The following is a 17,971-nucleotide window of genomic DNA, read 5'->3' as shown; positions in this document are numbered from 1 at the left end:
TGGTTGGCACGGGGCCAATGCCAACCAAGGTTGGCATCTACCGGTCCTGCCGGCCAGCGGCCGGCACTACCCGCCCCGGGCAATTGCCGGATTCGCGTCAACACCTTGACGCGGCGCGCCTATAATGGCCACCTCGATCAAGGAGTGACGACATGAGCGGTCCGGCGCGGCGGAAGCGGTGGGGATGGGCGGCGGCGGTACTGGCAGGAGGCCTGTTGCTGGGCTTGGCCGGCTGCCGCAACGACAGTGGGCAGTTGCCCAAGACCAGCGGTGAAGCCATCACCGCCAAGTCCGAGCAGGTGAAGGAATTCACCCTGCTGCGCGCTTACCCGGACCAGAAGAATGACGGCCTGTCGCTGGCGCTGGAGTTCTCGCGCCCGCTGGTCGGCACCCAGGACTTCGACAAGCTGGTGCGCTTCGAGGAGAAGGTCGGCACCGATGACAGCAGCTGGACGCTGTCCGACGACGGCCTGACCCTGCGCTATCCGTTCGTCGAGGCCGGCAAGGAATTCAGCCTGGTGGTCTCGGCCGACCTGCTGGCCGCCGATGGCAGCCGGCTGGGCAAGGAGCTGAAGCAGAAGGTATTCAGCGGCGAGCTGAAGCCGGTGGTCGGTTTCGCCTCGCAGGGCAGCGTGCTGCCGGCCAAGGACAGCCGCGGCCTGCCGGTGGTCTCGGTGAACGTGCCGGAGGTCGACGTCGAGTTCCTGCGCGTGCGCGAGAAGGACCTGCCGACCTTCTTCAGCCAGTACCAGCGCGGCGGCCGCCGTGGCAGCTGGGAACTGAGCAGCGACTACGAGCGCAGCCCGATCAACAAGCTGGCCGAGCCGGTCTACGTCAACCGCTTCATCCTCGGTGGCAAGCAGAACGAGCGGGTGCTGACCTACCTGCCGACCCAGGACATCAAGGAGCTGCAGGAGCCGGGCCTGTACTTCGCCCTGCTCAAGCGCACCGGTGACTACGAAGGCGAGTTCGATACCGCGTTCTTCTCGGTCAGTGACATCGGCCTGCATACCCGTGCCTACAAGGACAAGCTGTTCGTGCACACCGCCGGCCTGAAGGACGGCGCGCCGCTGAAGGGCATCGACCTGCGCGTACTCGATGCCAAGGGCGAGGTGGTCCTGAAGGGCAGCACCGACGGCAACGGCAACGCGTTGCTGAACTACACCCTGGATGCGACCCACGTGCTGGTCGCCAGCAGCGGCAAGGACACCAGCTTCCTGCCGTTCAACCAGCCGGCGCTGGACCTGAGCGAATTCGCCGTGGCCGGTCGTGACAATGCCTGGTTCGACGTCTACGCGTGGTCGGGGCGTGACCTGTATCGCCCGGGCGAGACCGTGCGCCTGTCCGTACTGCTGCGCGACAACGATGGCAAGCCGGTCAAGGCTCAGCCGGTATTCCTGCGCCTGAAGCAGCCCGACGGCAAGACCTTCCGTGAGACCCGCCTGCAGCCGGGCGACCAGGGTTACATCAACTTCGAACAGGTGATTCCGGCCGAGGCGCCGACCGGGCGCTGGCAGGTCGAGTTCCGCACCGACCCGGCCAGCAAGGAAGCGATCCAGGGCATGACCCTGCGCATCGAGGAGTTCCTGCCCGAGCGCATGAAGCTGGACCTGGACAGCGCGCAGAAGACCCTGAAGCCGGGCGAGGCGCTGCGCCTGCAGGCCAATGGCGCTTACCTGTATGGCGCGCCGGCCGATGGCAACCGCTTCACCGCGCGCATGGCGGTGGCGGCCGAACAGAAGCCGGTGGACGGCCTGCCGGGGTATTTCTTCGGCGACCCGACCCTGCAGCTGCCGCGCGAAGCCAAGGACGTGATCGATACCACGCTGCCGGCCAATGGCCAGCTGCGCGAGGACGTGGCGTTGCCGGAAGAGGCGGCCAAGGCCAAGGCGCCGATCGCGGTGGTGCTGTCCGGCAGCCTGTACGAGACCGGTGGCCGCACGGTCACCCGTACCCTGAAGCGGGTGATGTGGCCGGCCAACGCGCTGGTCGGCGTGCGCCCGCTGTTCAACCCCGATGATGGTGCCGATTCCAACGGCAATGCGCGCTTCGAGCTGATGCGCGTGGACGCCGCCGGTAACCCGCAGCCGGCCAAGGGCCTGAAGGTCACCCTGGTGCGCGAACTGCGCGATTACCACTGGACCTTCAACGACAACCGCTGGGACTACGATTTCACCCGCCGCTTCGAGAACAAGGAAACCCGTACCGTCGATGCCGGCAGCAGCGCGGTCGCCTTCGATTTCCCGGTGGAGTGGGGCGAGTACCGGGTGGACGTGTTCGATCCGTCCACCGGCCTGACCAGCCGCTACCCGTTCCGCGCCGGCTGGAGCTGGGGCGATGACAACCGCGGCCTGGACGCGCGCCCGGACAAGGTCAAGCTGGGCCTGGACAAGACCGGCTACAAGGCCGGTGACACCTTGGAAGTGACGGTGACCCCGCCGCACGCCGGCAAGGGCATCCTGATGGTCGAGACCGACCGCATGCTGTACGTGCAGGACATCGAGGCCAAGCCGGGTTCGACCTTCAAGATTCCGGTCACCGCCGACTGGGAGCGCCACGACGTCTACATCACCGCGCTGGTGTTCCGCGGCGGCAGTGCGCCGAGCAAGATCACCCCGGCCCGTGCCGTGGGCGTGGTGCATGTGCCGATGGACCGCAAGGGCCGCACCGTGGCCGTCGGCCTGGTCGCGCCCAAGCAGATGCGCCCGGAGCAGGACCTGCCGGTAACGGTCAGCGCACCGCAGCTGGCGGGCAAGACCGCACACGTCACCGTGTCGGCGGTGGATGTGGGCATCCTCAACATCACCCGCTTCCCGGTGCCGGATGCCGGCGCGCACTTCTTCGCGCAGCGTCGCCTCGGCATTGATGCCTACGACATCTACAGCCGGGTGATCGAGAGCTTCGACGGTGGCGCCGGCAAGCTGAAGTTCGGCGGTGACATGGCCCTGCAGGCGTTGCCGCAGGCCAAGCGCCCCACCGCCCGCGTGCAGACCGTGGACCTGTTCTCCGGCCCGGTGCAGCTCGATGCCAAGGGCATCGCCCGCATCCGCCTGAAGGTGCCGGACTTCAACGGCACCCTGCGCGTGTCGGCACTGGTCTACAGCGATGACCAGTACGGCAAGCGTGACGTGGAAACCGTGGTGCGTGCGCCGATCCTGGCCGAGGCCAGCATGCCGCGCGTGCTGGCGCCGGGCGACCGCAGCACCGTGACCCTGGACGTGCAGAACTTCACCGGCAAGCCGGGCCAGTTCAATGTGAAGGTGGAAAGCGAGGGGCCGCTCAACCTGGGCGAGGGCAGCCGCAGCGTGCAGCTGAATGCCGATGCCAAGACCACGCTGAGCTTCCCGCTGTCGGCACGCGAGGGCCACAGCGTGGCCAGGGTGCGGGTACGCGTGGACGGCAACGGCTTCAAGGCCGATCGCCGCTATGACCTGCCGGTGCGTGCGGCGTGGCCGCAGGTGCTGCGCTCGCAGGTGCGCACGCTCGATCCGCTGGCCGCGGTCAGCCTCGACAACAGCCTGACCGATGGCCTGATGTCCGAGTCGGTGAATGCACGCCTGCTGGTCAGCCCGCTGCCACCGATCCCGTTCGCCAGTGCGCTGCAGGGCGCGCTGAACTACCCGTATGGCTGTGCCGAGCAGACCACCAGCAAGGGTTACGCCGCGCTGATCCTGGATCAGGCCACGTCGTCGATGCTTGGCGCCGACGGCCTGGACGCCAAGACCCGCCGCGAGCGCATGGAAGGCGCGTTCGGCCGCCTGGCGTCGATGCAGGTGGCCAACGGCAACTTCTCGATGTGGGGTGACGATGGCTACGTGAACCCGTGGCTGACCCCTTACATCACCGAGTTCCTGCTCGACGCCAAGGATGCCGGCTTCGCGGTGCCCGACAACGTGCTGCAGAAGGCGCTCAACCGCCTCAGCGAGGACCTGCTGTCCGGTGGCAACCAGTTCTACGGCCAGGACGACCGCGAGAAGCTGAAGTTCGCCAACCAGGCGTATTCGGGCTATGTGCTGGCCCGGGTGAACCGCGCGCCGCTGGGTACCCTGCGCACGCTGTACGACAACGAGCGCAGCAAGGCGGTCGGCGGCCTGTCGCTGGTCCACCTGGGCGTGGCGCTGTCGCTGCAGGGCGATGCCAAGCGTGGCCAGGCGGCATTGGCCGCGGCCTTCGCCAAGTCCAGCAGCGAACGCCCGTCGTACTTCGGCGACTACGGCAGCGCGATCCGTGATGACGCGCTGATGATCGCGCTGACCCACGAAAACAAGCTGGCCAAGCCGGCCTGGGATGCGCGTGCGGTGGATCTGGGCCGTGGCCTGGATGCGCGCCGCAATGCCGGCTGGATGTGGCTGAGCACGCAGGAACAGGTGGCCATCGCCCGCCTCGGCAAGGCCCTGGCTGCCAACCAGAAGGCGCTGGTGGCCGGTGAGCTGGTGATCGGCGGCACGACCGAAGCGATCAGCGAACGCAAGCTGTTCGGCCGCAACTTCAGCGCCAGCGAACTGGCCAGTGGCGTGCGCTTCACCCCGCAGGGCCAGCCGCCGATGTTCGCCAGCATCGACGTGGCCGGCATCCCGCGCAGCGCGCCGGCACCGGACAACAGCGTGCTCGGCATCGAGCGCAGCTACTACGGAACCGATGGCAAGCCATGGTCGCCGCGCCCGCTGAAGGAAGGCGAGGCGCTGATCGTGCGCGTCACCGTCACCGCCGATACCACGATGCCCGACGCGCTGCTGACCGACCTGCTGCCGGCCGGCCTGGAGATCGAGAACTTCAACCTGGGCGATGCCAAGCAGTGGGCCGACGTGGTGGTCGATGGCATCACCATCAGCGACCGTGGTGAAGCGGCCGACACCAAGCACGAGGAGTTCCGCGACGACCGCTATGTGGCCGCGCTGAAGCTCTCGCGTGGCAGCAAGGCCAGCGTGTTCTACCTGGTGCGTGCGGTGACCCCGGGTACCTACTCGGTGCCGCCGCCGCTGGTGGAGGACATGTACCGCCCGCAGCTGCGTGGCGTGGGCCGCAGCAACCCGACCACGATCACGGTGGTGCAGCCGTGACCGCGCGGACGGGCCGCGACGGCGCGGCCCGTCCCACTGGCAACCTGCAATGAAACGCACGATGACGACCCGGCTGGCGGCCCTGCGCCGCTGGCTGCGGCCGCTGTGGCCGTGGCTGCGATGGGGCACGGCCGCTACGCTGGCGCTGCTGCTGGTGCTGGATTTCGCCTTCCCGCCGCCGCTGCCGAAGCAGCGCGATACCAGTACCCTGGTGGTGGCTGCCGACGGTACGCCGCTGCGTGCGTTCGCCGATGCCGAGGGCGTGTGGCGCTATCCGGCGTCGATCGACAGCGTCTCGCCGTTGTACCTGCAGGCGCTGCTGACCTACGAAGACCGCTGGTTCTGGCGGCATCCGGGCATCAACCCGCTGGCGATCCTGCGTGCCAGTGGCCAGCTGCTGCGCGGCGGCCGCATCGTGTCCGGCGGTTCGACCCTGACCATGCAGGTCGCACGCATCCTCGACCCGCACACGCGCACGCCGTGGGGCAAGCTCAAGCAGATGCTGCGCGCGGTGCAGCTGGAAGTGCACCTGAGCAAGCGGCAGATCCTGGCCCTGTACCTGGAGCGCGCGCCTTACGGCGGCACTATCGAGGGCGTGGAAGCGGCCAGCTGGGCCTACCTGGGCAAGCCGGCGGCGCAGTTGTCGCACGCCGAGGCTGCGTTGCTGGCGGTGCTGCCGCAGGCGCCGAGCCGGCTGCGCCCGGACCGCCACCCGGAAGCGGCGCAGAAGGCGCGCGACAAGGTGCTGTCACGCATGGCCGAACTGGGTGCATGGACGCCGGACGAGGTGGAGGACGCGCGCATCGAGAACGTGGTGGCACGCTCGCTGCGGCCGCCGCTGCACGCCGCGCTGCTGGCCCAGCGCCTGCATTCGGCGCATCCGGGCCAGGCACGCATCCAGAGCAGCATCGACATCGGCCTGCAGCGCACGCTGGAAGAACGCGTGGCCAGCTATTTCTCGACGCTGCCGGAACGCACGTCTGCAGCGCTGTTGGTGGTCGACAACCAGACCCTGCAGGCGCGCGCCTATGTCGGCACCCTGGCGTTCGGCGATCGCCAGCGGCTGGGCCACGTGGACATGGTGCAGGCCTGGCGCTCGCCGGGCTCCACGCTCAAACCATTCCTGTACGCGATGGCGCTGGATGATGGCCTGATCCATTCGGAAAGCCTGCTGGTCGATGCACCGCAGAGTTTCGGCAGCTACCGCCCCGGCAATTTCGACATGGCGTTCAACGGGCCAATCGGCGCCGCCAGCGCGTTGCGGCTGTCGCTCAACGTGCCTTCGGTGGACCTGCTGCAGCGGGTCGGCGCGGCGCGCTTTGCCGCGCGCCTGTCGCACGCCGGCATCCAGCTGCGCTTCCCGCCTGGCAGCACGCCCAACCTGTCGTTGATCCTGGGCGGCACCGGCGCGCGCCTGGAGGATCTGGTCGGCGCCTTCGCTGCGCTCAACCGCAACGGCATCGCCGGCCGCGTGCGCTACACCGATGACGAGCCGATGATCGAACGCCGCCTGGCCTCGCCGGGCGCCAGCTGGATCGTGCGCGAGATGCTGGAGTCGAATCCGCGCCCGGGCTACAGCATCGGCACCTTCGACGTCGGCGGCCGCCCGCGCGTGGCCTGGAAGACCGGCACCAGTTATGGCTACCGCGATGCGTGGGCGATCGGCAGTACCCGCCACTACACCGTGGGCGTGTGGGTGGGGCGTCCGGATGGCACGCCGCTTCCCGGGCAGTACGGCGCGGTCACCGCACTGCCACTGATGTTCGAAGTGGTGGACAGCCTGCCGCGCCAGCGCGGTGACTCGGCCGCCGCACCGATGCCGGCCAGCGTCAGCCAGGAAGACATCTGCTGGCCGACCGGCGAGCGGGCCGAAGGCTTGCCGGCCGCACTCTGCCAGCGGCGGATGCCGGCCTACCTGCTTGAGGGCGCGGCACCGCCAACCTTCCCCGAGCGCGAAGCACGACGCTGGCAGCCGGGCCGACAGCGCTACCTGGCCGATGCCCGCAGCGGCCTGCGTGTATCCGCCGATTGCAGCGCGCCCCATGAAGAAGTGGCGCGTGAGATCGCGCGCTGGCCGGCGCTGCTGTCGCCCTGGCTGTCCAAGGCCACGCGCGAGGCCTCGCAGCTGCCGCCGTTGTCGCCGGATTGCCGTGATGATGGCCGCGAGGCCAGCGTCGCACTGCACATCGACGGGCTCAATGATGGCGCCACGCTGGCGCGCGCGCCGAATGCAGAGCATGGCGTGCGCCTGCAGCTGCGCGCACTGGGCAGCGAGCAGGCGGTGGACTGGCTGCTGGATGGACGCTGGATCGCACAGACCCGTGGTGCGCAGCTGATGCAGCGTGAGTTCGCCGACCCGGGCGCACACACCCTGACCGCGCTGGCGGCCGATGGGGCATGGACGCAGGTGCGGTTCAACGTCCTGCGGTAGGTGCCGACCTTGGTCGGCGCTCGGTCCAGCGCCAACGACATCGTCGTGCTCTGCTAGGTGCCAACCTTGGTTGGCACGCGACAAAGGCGCCCACCAAGGTGGTCAACTACCAGATCATTCCCCGATCCACCCATCCAGCAGGTCGGCGAATTCGTCGGCGTGTTCCTCTTCCTGCGCCAGGATCTCTTCGAGGATGCGCTTGGTGGTGGTATCGCGGTCGCCGATGAAGTTGATCATCTCGCGGTAGCTGTCGATGGCGATGCGCTCGGCCACCAGGTTCTCGCGGACCATGTCGCGCAGGTCGCTGCCTTCCTTGTACTCGGCATGCGATCGTGCGGTGAGGGTATCGGGGTTGAAGTCTGGCTCGCCGCCGAGCTGGACGATGCGCTCGGCCAGCTTGCCTGCGTGTGCCTGTTCCTGCTGTGCATGCTCGAGGAACTCGGCCTTGACCGCGTCGGCCAGCATGCCCTTGGCCATGAAGTAGTGCCGGTAGTAGCGCAGCACGCACACATACTCGGTGGCCAGGGCATCGTTGAGCAGCTTGATCACCACCTTGCGGTCGGCGCTGTAGCTGTCGGTGATCGCACCATCCTCGATGTTGCGCCGGGCACGGTCACGCAGGGTCTTGCGGTCGCTGATGCCGGGAATCTTCGCGGCGGGCTTGGGGGCTTTGGCTGGCTTGCTGGACATGGCTGGCCGTTTCCTCTTGCGGTTGGTAGTCAGGTGGGCAGGTGCTCCAGCACGTACTCGGCTGAAGAGACTTCGAACTGGCCGGGCTGTTCGATCCAGGCTGCGCGCACTACGCCGTCGACCACGTACAGGGCGAAGCGGCGCGAGCGGATGCCCATGCCCGAGGCGCTGGCATCGAGTTCCAGGCCGAGCACGCGGGTCAGTTCGGCATTGCCATCGGACAGCATCAGCAGGCCATCGGGCACCTTCTGCTCGGCCGCCCAGGCCTTCATCACGAACGGATCGTTGACCGCCATGCAGTAGACGTCGATGCCGCGCTGGCGGAACACCTCGAACTTTTCGACGTAGCCTGGCAGGTGACGGGCCGAGCAGGTCGGGGTGAATGCACCGGGCACGGCAAACAGCACCACCTTGCGTGCGTCGAACAGCGAATGCGTATCGAGCGTTTCGATGCCCTCACGGATGCGCTTGAGGGTCACTTCCGGGATGCGGTCGCCAACGTGGATGGTCATGGTGAACTCCTTGCAGGGGCAGGCTAGTGGCCCGCATGGGACAGGGGCGTCAAGACATTGGAAAACCGGTGTGCAGGCCCCATCTTCAGGCTTTGCCGGACGGCCTTCCAGCCATAGCCTGGGGCAGGGGGATGGCAAGCGCATTGCGCAGGATCAGTCGGCCTCACCGGGGCCGCACGAGCAGCGGCGTAGCATCGCCGGCGCGTAGAATGAACCCGGGGCGGCGCCACCGGCGCGGCCGAAGCGAATCGAGGTAGCTGGATGGAATTCAAGGATTACTACGCCACCCTGGGGGTGGAACCGAGCGCGGGCGAGGCGGAGATCAAGACCGCCTATCGCCGGCTGGCACGCAAGTACCACCCGGATGTCAGCAAGGAGGCCGGGGCCGAAGACAAGTTCAAGGCGGTCAACGAGGCCTACGAGGCGCTGCGCGATCCCGAGAAGCGCGCGGCCTACGACCAGCTGCGCGCGCAGGGATACCGCCCGGGCGAGGAATTCAACGTGCCGCCGAACTACGGTGGCGCAGGTGGCTTCAATTTCGAGGAAGTGTTCGGCGGTGGCGGCCCCAATGGCGGCTTCAGCGACTTCTTCGAGAGCCTGTTCGCACGCCAGCGTGGCGGTGCCGGCCCGGGGCCGGGTTTCAGCAGCCAGGGCCATGCGCCCAACCGTGATACCCGCGCCAAGCTGTCGGTTCCGCTGGAGGCGGCCTACAACGGCGACAGCCTGCGCATCACCGTCAACGGCAAGCAGCTGGACGTGCGCGTGCCCAAGGGCATCCGCCCGGGTCAGGTGATCCGCCTGGCAGGGCAGGGCAACCACGGTGGCAACCTGCTGCTGGAAGTGGAGTACGCCGCGCACCCGCAGTTCGAGGTCGATGGCCGCAACATCCTCTACACGCTGCCGGTCACGCCATGGCAGGCCGCGCTGGGCACCAGCATCAGCGTACCGACCCTGGGCGGTGCGGTGGAGCTGAAGATCCCGGCCGATTCCGATGCCGGCCGCAAGCTGCGCCTGCGCGGGCGCGGCCTGCCGGGCAATCCGGACGGCGACCAGATCGTCGAGATCGAGATCGTGGCCCCGGCGGCGACCGACGAGGCGCAGAAAAAGGCCTACCGGAACCTGGCCAAGGCGTTCGGCGAAACCATTTGAAGGTAGTGCCGGCCGCTGGCCGGCACCCACCAAGCAAAGGCGTGCCAACCAAGGTTGGCACCCACCGGAATGTTTCAGCCCTGCCCGGCGAACACCCGCTCCAGCACCTCGGACAGTTCGTCTTCCGAGAACGGCTTGGTGATGTAGGCCTTGGCGCCCTGGCGCATGCCCCACATGCGGTCGGTGTCCTGGTCCTTGGTGGTCACCAGGATCACCGGGATGTGCCGGGTGGCCTCGTCGCGGGCGAGGGTGCGGGTGGCCTGGAAGCCGTTGAGGTTGGGCATCACCACGTCCATCAGGACCAGGTCGGGCAGCTCGGCCTTTGCGGTTTCGACCCCTGCGGCGCCATCGGTGGCGGTCAGGATCTGGTGCCCGAGCTTCTCGACGATGCGCTGTATCCCCAACAGCTGCGACGGTGAGTCGTCGACAATCAGAATGCGTGCCATGTTGTTCCCCATGTAATGCCCGCAGTGTAGTGCGGGCACATTACCGGCGGGAGGGGCGCGCGTGCCGTCCGTCGCCTGCCTGCGACGTTCAGTCGATCCGCACCACGGTGCGCCCCAGCGAACCACCGGCCAGCATCCGCTCGAACACCGCCGGCAGGCCATCAAGGCCGACCTCGGCGGTGCAGATGCGGTCCAGGTGCTGCGGTTTCCACTCGTTGCCCAGGCGTGCCCACACTTCCTCGCGCAGCGCGCGTGGTGCGTTTGCCGAAGACACGCCCAGAAGCGACACACCGCGCAGGATGAACGGCATCACCGTCATGTCCAGCGTCGGGCTGGCAGCCAGGCCGGCGCTGACCACGCTGCCATAGGGCACGGTCTGCGCCAGAAGGCTGGCCAGCATCGGGCCGCCGGCATTGTCGAGGCCACCGCCGAAGCGCGCCGACTGCAGCGGGCCGGTGTCGGCCAGCGCCGCGCGCGGCAGCACCTCGCTGGCACCGATGGCGCGCAGGAAGTCGGCCTGGTCCGGCTTGCCGCTGATCGCGTGCACGCTGTAGCCGGCACGGCTGAAGATCGAAAGCGCCAGCGCACCGACGCCACCGCTGGCGCCGGTGACCGCCAGCGGGCCGAGGTCCGGGGTCTGCCGGTTGTCCTGCATGCGCAGCAGCGCCAGCGCGGCAGTGAAGCCGGCGGTGCCCAGCACCATCGCCTCGCGCGGGCTCAGCCCGGCCGGCTGGGCAATCACCGCGCGCGACTCCAGCCGCACGTACTGGCTGTAGCCGCCGTCACGGGTCTCGCTGAGCCCGCAACCGGTGGCCAGTACCGCGTCGCCTTCACGCCAGTCCGGGTCGGTGCTGGCGACCACGGTGCCGGCCACGTCGATGCCGCCCACCAGCGGGAAGCGGCGCAGGATCTTCCCTTTGCCGGTGCCTGCCAGCGCATCCTTGTAATTGACCGAGGACCAGTGGGCGCGGATCAGCACCTGGCCGGGGTTGAGGTCGTCGACACTGAGCCGGGCCAGGCCACTGCGGTAGCCGGCGTCGTCGTTTTCGATGCGGAAGGCGGTGAACGGGGTGGTGGGGGCCATCGGCGCTGCCTGACTTCGAGGAAAACGCCACCTTACCCCGTTGCCCCCCTTTCGATCCTGCCGATCCGCCCCATCTTGTATGATCGGTAATGGTTTCACGGCTGGCGCCGCGGGAAGGGCCCGCGCCGCAGCCCACATCTTGATGGAGCGTGCATGGCCTGGAATACACCCGGCGGCAACAAGGGCGGACAAGGCCCCGAGGACAATCGACGCGGGCCGTTCGGGTCGCGCGGCGGTGGCAATGGTGGTGGCTGGGGCGGACTGCCCGGGCCGCTGAAGGACCTGTTCGACGGCGGCATCGTGCGTTGGATCGTCGCGGCCGTGGTGCTGCTGGTGCTGTTCTCCAGCTTCCAGCTGATCGGCGAACAGCAGCGTGGCGTGGTGCTGCGCTTCGGCCAGTTCTCGCGCATCCTGCAGCCCGGCCCGAACTTCAAGCTGCCGTGGCCGATCGAATCGGTCACCAAGGTCAATGCCACCGAGATCAAGACGTTCTCGATCCAGGTGCCGGTGCTGACCCGTGACGAGAACATCGTCAACGTCTCGCTGAACGTCCAGTACCGCATCGACGACCCGCAGCAGTACCTGTTCGGCACGGTCGATGCCAACCAGGTGCTTGAGCAGTCGGCGCAGAGCGCGGTGCGCGAGGAAGTCGGCCGCGCCGACCTCAATGCCGTGCTGAACAACCGTGGCCCGCTGGCCGTGGCCGCCGAAGAGCGCCTGCAGGCGCTGCTGAAGGCGTTCAAGACCGGCCTGACCGTGACCGGCCTGACCCTGCAGGACGCCCGTCCGCCGGAGGAAGTGAAGCCGGCCTTCGACGAGGTCAACGGCGCCCAGCAGGTCAAGGAACGCCTGATCAACGAAGCCCAGGCCTACGCCGCCAAGGTCGTGCCGGAAGCCCGAGGCCAGGCCTCGCGCGCCCGTACCACCGCCGAGGGCTACAAGCAGGCCGTGGTGTCCAAGGCCGAGGGTGACGCGCAGCGCTTCAGCCTGTTGCAGGCCCAGTACAAGGACGCCCCGGAAGTGACCCGCAAGCGCCTGTGGCTGGAGACCGTGCAGCAGGTGCTGAGCGAGAACCGCAAGGTGATCGGTGGCGATGGCCGCCAGCTGATCTACGTGCCGATGACCGGCGATACCCGTCCCAGCACCTCGGCCCCGGCCGCAGTGGCGAACCCGGACGTGGTGATGCCGTCGCTGCCGGGGGCAGCGGCGGAAGCTTCCCGTGATCCGGGCCGGCCGGTGGGCCGCCCGACCGGGCGACCGAGCGGCCGTGAGGAGGGCAGCCGATGAAGAGTCCAATCTGGATCGCCGTGATCGTAGCGGTAGCGCTGGGCCTGCTCGGCTCGGTGTACGTGGTCCGCGAGGACCAGACCGCCATGGTCCTGAACCTGGGCAAGGTGGTGCGTTCGGACATCAAGCCGGGCCTGCACTTCAAGGTGCCTGTGGTGGAAACGGTGAAGGTCTTCGACCGCCGCTTCCAGGTGCTCGACACCGCCCCGGCGCGTTACTTCACCGCCGAGCAGAAGGACGTCAGCGTCGACTTCTTCGCCATCGGCTACATCTCCAACGTGGGTGACTACTTCCGTGCCACCGGTGGGGATCCGCGCATCGCCAATGCCCGCCTGGCCCCGATCATCACCGACTCGCTGCGCAACCAGATCAACTCGCGCACCCTGCAGCAGCTGGTCTCCGGCGACCGCAGCGAGCTGATCGCCGAGCAGCTGAAGGGGATCAACGAGGCCGTGGCCGGGCTGGGCATGCAGATGATCGACCTGCGCATCAAGCAGGTGGACCTGCCGACCGACAGCCAGGTGATCAACGACGTGTACGAGCGCATGCGCGCGCAGCGCAAGCAGGAAGCGGCCAAGCTGCGTGCGGAAGGCGAGGAACAGTCGCTGACCATCCGCGCCCAGGCTGACCGTGACAGCACCGTGCTGATCGCCGAGGCCGAGCGCGATGCACAGCGCCTGCGCGGTGAAGGCGATGCCGATGCCGCCCGCATCTACGGCAAGGCCGGCTCGGCCGACCCGTCGTTCTACGCGTTCTACCGCAGCCTGGAGGCCTACCGTGGCTCCATGACCGACGGCAACGGCGTGATCGTGCTCGACAAGAACGACCCGTTCCTGCAGTACCTGAAGAACGACCGCTGAGGTCGCAGGGCATTACCCCACGGGGCCCGGCCAGATGCCGGGCCCCGTGCTTTTTCCGGAGTCCCCCATGAAAGATCTGTTCGCCGCCGTCTGCCTGGTGGCGGTGCTGGAAGGCCTGTTCCTGTTCGTCGCCCCGTTCGCCTGGAAGCGCATGGCCGAGCGCCTGCTGGACCTGCCCAGCCCGGCCCTGCGCAGCTTCGGCGGGCTGGTGCTGCTGGCCGGGCTGAGCCTGCTGTGGTGGGCCCGGCACTACCGGGAAGGCGCCTGACCGGCCGGTACATGCGTGGCTCGGCTCTGGTAGATGCCAACCTTGGTTGGCATTGCCGGCCAGGGCCGGCACGACCGGGCGGGGCGGCTGACCGGCCGGTGAAGCCGCCCGTCGGAAAGGTGGCACCCGACCCCGGAAACCCGGATAATGCACAAAAGCCGGACGGGCCTCCCCGTTCGGCTTTTTCCGTGTCTGGGCCTTCCATCGCCGGCGCTCCCCGTTTGGAGCCGCCATCCAGGTGCTGGCCAGCCCCGCCACGGTTTACCCGTCCGCGGCCCCGATGGCCGCAACAAATCGAGGAGCCCGTCATGGGTCAGTCTGTCGTAGTGTTGGGTGCCCAGTGGGGCGATGAAGGCAAGGGCAAGATCGTCGATCTGCTCACCGAGGAAATCGGCGCCGTGGTGCGCTTCCAGGGCGGCCACAATGCCGGCCACACCCTGGTCATCAATGGCAAGAAGACCGTCCTGCACCTGATTCCGTCGGGCATCCTGCGTGACGATGCGCTGTGCCTGATCGGCAACGGCGTGGTGATCTCGCCGGCCGCGCTGCAGAAGGAAATCGCCGAGCTGGAAGCCTCCGGCGTGGAAGTGCGTTCGCGCCTGAAGATCTCCCCGGCCGCGCCGCTGATCATGCCGTACCACATCGCCCTGGACCAGGCGCGCGAACGCGCTGCCGGCGGCAAGGCGATCGGCACCACCGGTCGCGGCATCGGCCCGGCCTACGAAGACAAGGTGGCGCGTCGCGGCATCCGCATCGCCGACCTGCATTACCCGAAGCAGCTGGAAGAACTGCTGCGCACCGCGCTGGATTACCACAACTTCGTGCTGACCAAGTATCTGAACACCGATGCGGTCGACTTCCAGAAGACCTTCGACGAAGCGCTCGCCTTCGGCGAATACGTGCAGCCGATGAAGTCCGACGTGGCCGGCATCCTGCACGACCTGCGCAAGCAGGGTAAGCGCGTGCTGTTCGAAGGTGCGCAGGGCGCACTGCTGGACATCGACCACGGCACCTACCCGTACGTCACCAGCTCCAACACCACCGTCGGTGGCGCACTGGCCGGTTCCGGCGTCGGCGCCGATTCGATCGACTACGTGCTGGGCATCGCCAAGGCCTACGCCACCCGCGTCGGCGGCGGCCCGTTCCCGACCGAACTGGACGACGAAGTCGGCCAGGGCATCCGTGACCGCGGCGCCGAGTACGGTGCCTCGACCGGTCGCCCGCGTCGTTGCGGCTGGATGGACATCGTTGCGCTGAAGCGCGCCGTGGCCATCAACGGCATCAGCGGCCTGTGCATCACCAAGCTGGACGTGCTGGACGGCATGGAAAAGCTGAAGGTCTGCATCGCCTACGAATACAACGGCAAGCGCACCGAGTACGCGCCGCTGGACGCGCAGGGCTGGGAAGACTGCACCCCGGTGTACCTGGAGTTCCCGGGCTGGAGCGAGAACACCCACGGCATCACCAACTGGGACGAGCTGCCGCCGGCCGCACGTGCCTACCTGCGTTCGCTGGAAGAGCTGGCCGGTTGCCCGATCAGCATCGTTTCCACCGGCCCGGACCGCGACCACACCATGGTCCTGCAGGATCCGTTCGCCTGAGGTAACGCTGTTCAACTGAAAAAAGAGCGCCGCGACTCCCTGTGGGGTCGCGGCGCTTCTTTTTTGGCCGGAGCAATCTTCGGCGGCCCCGGGGTGAGGCTCCAGTAGTGCCAGCCCATGGCTGGCAAAACCGAAGCCACCAACATGTCGCGTCCAGCACGCCAAATCGGCCGACCACGTCAGATTCTCCCAAGCCACATATCCCTCATGCTCCCCGCATACAACTTCTGGTAAGCGATAAACGTCACGCGCCATTCTGAAGTGAGGGTTGTTCGCGTCACCGCACGTCGCTCTCGTCCGTGCACCAGCACAGTCGCGCCTATTCCTGTCGCATCCACCATTCCCCGGGCATGCAACACTTCGCCCTGCGCTCTCGATTCATTCGAACCTTTCGGATTTTTCTCATTGAATCGAGCATGCAGGCGTAGACACCATGGCGCGCCACCGGAAAAGGGTGGCCGGGCGTGCAAACCCGAGATAGGTGTTACTTACGCTTGCCAGCCGGCACCGTCCTGAAGCGGTGCCGGCTGGCAATCCGTCGGCCTTTATGGCGGGCGGTGCGTGGGGGTCTTCGGACCCGCCGGTCATTGGTAACTATCTATCCCGGTTTGCAACCCGCACCGTCCGCCACCCGCTTCCGCGCGGTGGCGCTGTCAAGTACAGCCACGGAAGCCGACGCCATGACCAGTCGCAAGACCCCGCCGTTCCATGTTGTTGAGCCCATCAACGACGACGCCAATCCCGCCGACGATCTCAGCACGTTCCAGGGCTGCCTCACCCGCATCCGTGATGGCGAAGGCTCCGATGGCATGTTGTGGCCGGAGGAGGCCCTGTCCGACGGACGACGTCAGTCCCTGGCGCGGATCGACCGTGCCGCCGTGGGCATCCTCACCGCGGTGGAGATGCTGCATGCGGCCAACCGTTGCGCCAGCATGGCGACGCCGCGCAGGCACCTGGACGAAGGTGTGGTGGAAGGGCTGTTCTTCGCCTGCCGCGAACTTGCCGAGCTGGTCTGCAGGGAAGTCAGGCCGGCCTGACTCCTTCCGCATGTGCGATGCCCGGCCTCGCTATCTGGCGAGGTACCGGGTGGGTTCACGCGCTGCTTTACGCCGGCACTGTAGGCACGTGCAGTTCTGCGCTACGTTGTGGCCAATGCCAGCAGGGATGCAGCGCGTGACCGGAGGTTCGGCATGAAAGGCGAGACGGTGGCACGGGTGGCCCTGTGGCTGCTGTGGAGCCTGTGGGCGCTGGCCTGCATCGTGCTGCTGCTGGGCGCAGCCGCCAACTATCTGGCCTCGCGCACGCAGACCCTGCCACTGGTGCTGCAGCCCGGCGCGACGGCCGAGATCACGGTCTATCGCTTCATCGACGATCCCTTGCGCCTGCGACTGCGCTATGCGGACGATGGCCTCGAGCCGTCGATCGATCCGGAGGTGCGCCTGCGCGCTGAAACGCCGACCGATCGCAATGAGTTCCGCGCGGATACGCGCTCGGCTTCGGCAACGGCCGACGTCATTCGTGCACTGGAATCGGTCGAGCCAGACCGCTTCGCCGCCTCGTATTTCGGCTACGGCCGCGGTGATGCATTGCCGCGTGGCCGTTCCTGGCTGCGGCTGACCGTGCTGGCGGTCGACCCGGCGCTGGCCGGCCGTGCGGCCTCGGTGGACCTGCTGCCGCCGATGGACGTGCTGAAGCTGACCGACCTGGACTACCTCTGGCTGTGGCCGTTCTTCTTCTGGCAGCCGGTGGCGCTCCTTTTACTGATTGCCGGTGGCGGACTGGCGGCTGCCAGCATCGCGCTGCGGCGCTGGCGACGCCGTCCTCCACCCCGGTAGCGCCGGGCCATGCCCGGCAGTGCAATTGCCAAATACCCAATTTGGGTAGGATCGTGCCTAAATCGGGCATCACTGCGACTGGCTCTGCCAAGCGGCAGACGCGCTAGCCTCCCGCCCGCAGCAGCGGGTATGGGTTGACCGATTCGCCTTTCCACCACTGCTTCTCCGGCCCCAGCACATGTACCTCGAAGTGCAGGTGCGGGGCCTCGGCGCTGGCATTGCCGGTGCTGCCGACGTAGCCGATCACCTCGCCGCGCTTGATCACCTTCTTTTCCGCCAGCCCATCGGCATAGCGTTGCAGGTGCGCGTAGTAGTAGCACCAGCGTCCGCTGGGTTCGAACTGGTAGATCGTCAGGCCGCCGCGCTTGCTGTCGAACAGCTTTTCTACGGTGCCATCAGCCACGGCCAGCACCGGCGTCCCGGTGTCGGCCATGATGTCGATGGCATCGTGTACGCGCCCTTCGCTGCGTGCATCGGTGAAGGTGTCGCGCAGCTGCGAGGCTTCGATGCCCTGTACGGGCAGCAACAGGCCGGTTGGCGTGCCGCTCGCGTTGGCCGACGGTGCCACCGATGCGGAAGGCGCTGCATCCACCTGCGCAGCTGCAGGCGCCTTCACCGGCGTTGCAGCGACTGTGGGTTGCGGGGCAGGCTGGGCAACGGCCACCGGTTGAGCCACATCCCGGCGCAACCACCAACCTGCACCCAGGCCCAGCAGCACGCCCAGCACAATCAGCTGCGAAAGACGCAT

Annotated in this window: 14 protein-coding genes; 9 read left to right on the top strand and 5 right to left on the bottom strand. The window is 67.6% G+C overall.

The window, feature by feature from the left end; genetic code table 11:
* Window positions 1–152: 152 nt before the first annotated feature.
* Together N5C18_RS15950 and pbpC are read left to right on the top strand one after the other, a co-directional pair.
* Window positions 153–5,060, top strand: a complete 4,908-nt coding sequence (locus N5C18_RS15950; protein ID WP_279945097.1) for an alpha-2-macroglobulin — start codon at window positions 153–155, stop codon at window positions 5,058–5,060.
* Between the two features lie 49 nt (window positions 5,061–5,109).
* Window positions 5,110–7,491, top strand: a complete 2,382-nt coding sequence (pbpC, locus tag N5C18_RS15945; RefSeq protein ID WP_279945095.1) for a penicillin-binding protein 1C — start codon at window positions 5,110–5,112, stop codon at window positions 7,489–7,491.
* 114 nt (window positions 7,492–7,605) lie between these two features.
* Here the strand turns inward: pbpC and N5C18_RS15940 are convergent, their stop codons facing one another.
* A complete protein-coding gene (locus N5C18_RS15940; RefSeq protein WP_006463374.1) occupies window positions 7,606–8,181 on the bottom strand; it encodes a ferritin-like domain-containing protein in 576 nt (191 codons plus the stop codon).
* Window positions 8,182–8,210: 29 nt separating this feature from the next.
* Window positions 8,211–8,693 (bottom strand): peroxiredoxin, encoded by a 483-nt coding sequence (locus tag N5C18_RS15935; protein WP_279945093.1) that lies wholly within the window; start codon window positions 8,691–8,693, stop codon window positions 8,211–8,213.
* Between the two features lie 261 nt (window positions 8,694–8,954).
* Here N5C18_RS15935 and N5C18_RS15930 point away from each other — a divergent pair, with 261 nt between their 5' ends.
* Window positions 8,955–9,842 (top strand): DnaJ C-terminal domain-containing protein, encoded by an 888-nt coding sequence (locus N5C18_RS15930; protein WP_049457947.1) that lies wholly within the window; start codon window positions 8,955–8,957, stop codon window positions 9,840–9,842.
* A 74-nt stretch (window positions 9,843–9,916) separates the two neighbouring features.
* On the opposite strand, the gene pilH is transcribed toward N5C18_RS15930, so the two are convergent.
* Together pilH and N5C18_RS15920 are read right to left on the bottom strand one after the other, a co-directional pair.
* Window positions 9,917–10,288 (bottom strand): twitching motility response regulator PilH, encoded by a 372-nt coding sequence (gene pilH / locus N5C18_RS15925; RefSeq protein WP_005410644.1) that lies wholly within the window; start codon window positions 10,286–10,288, stop codon window positions 9,917–9,919.
* Between the two features lie 88 nt (window positions 10,289–10,376).
* Window positions 10,377–11,372 (bottom strand): YhdH/YhfP family quinone oxidoreductase, encoded by a 996-nt coding sequence (locus N5C18_RS15920; protein ID WP_164241813.1) that lies wholly within the window; start codon window positions 11,370–11,372, stop codon window positions 10,377–10,379.
* Window positions 11,373–11,525: 153 nt separating this feature from the next.
* On the opposite strand from N5C18_RS15920, the gene hflK reads away from it, so the two are divergent.
* From hflK to N5C18_RS15890, 6 genes are all read left to right on the top strand, one after another.
* Window positions 11,526–12,659 (top strand): FtsH protease activity modulator HflK, encoded by a 1,134-nt coding sequence (gene hflK / locus N5C18_RS15915; RefSeq protein WP_053510401.1) that lies wholly within the window; start codon window positions 11,526–11,528, stop codon window positions 12,657–12,659.
* The gene (locus N5C18_RS15910; RefSeq protein ID WP_006463283.1) at window positions 12,656–13,519 is read left to right on the top strand and encodes a protease modulator HflC; all 864 of its coding nucleotides are present in this window, start codon (window positions 12,656–12,658) and stop codon (window positions 13,517–13,519) included. Before hflK ends, N5C18_RS15910 begins: the two co-directional genes overlap by 4 nt.
* Before the next feature lie 67 nt (window positions 13,520–13,586).
* Window positions 13,587–13,787, top strand: a complete 201-nt coding sequence (locus N5C18_RS15905; RefSeq protein WP_279945092.1) for a DUF2065 family protein — start codon at window positions 13,587–13,589, stop codon at window positions 13,785–13,787.
* Between the two features lie 308 nt (window positions 13,788–14,095).
* Window positions 14,096–15,388 carry an adenylosuccinate synthase gene (locus N5C18_RS15900; RefSeq protein ID WP_006463282.1) on the top strand — a complete coding sequence of 431 codons (1,293 nt, stop codon included), beginning with the start codon at window positions 14,096–14,098 and terminating at the stop codon, window positions 15,386–15,388.
* Between the two features lie 680 nt (window positions 15,389–16,068).
* Window positions 16,069–16,425, top strand: a complete 357-nt coding sequence (locus N5C18_RS15895) for a hypothetical protein (RefSeq protein WP_049457945.1) — start codon at window positions 16,069–16,071, stop codon at window positions 16,423–16,425.
* Between the two features lie 153 nt (window positions 16,426–16,578).
* Window positions 16,579–17,223, top strand: coding sequence for a hypothetical protein (locus N5C18_RS15890; RefSeq protein WP_279945091.1), 645 nt, complete (start codon window positions 16,579–16,581; stop codon window positions 17,221–17,223).
* Window positions 17,224–17,326: 103 nt separating this feature from the next.
* Here the strand turns inward: N5C18_RS15890 and N5C18_RS15885 are convergent, their stop codons facing one another.
* Window positions 17,327–17,971 carry a M23 family metallopeptidase gene (locus N5C18_RS15885; protein ID WP_279945090.1) on the bottom strand — a complete coding sequence of 215 codons (645 nt, stop codon included), beginning with the start codon at window positions 17,969–17,971 and terminating at the stop codon, window positions 17,327–17,329.

Source organism: Stenotrophomonas sp. GD03930, from assembly GCF_029839665.1.
In the GTDB taxonomy this organism is placed as follows: Bacteria; Pseudomonadota; Gammaproteobacteria; order Xanthomonadales; family Xanthomonadaceae; genus Stenotrophomonas; species Stenotrophomonas forensis.
This window is presented reverse-complemented; position numbering and strand designations above follow the sequence as displayed.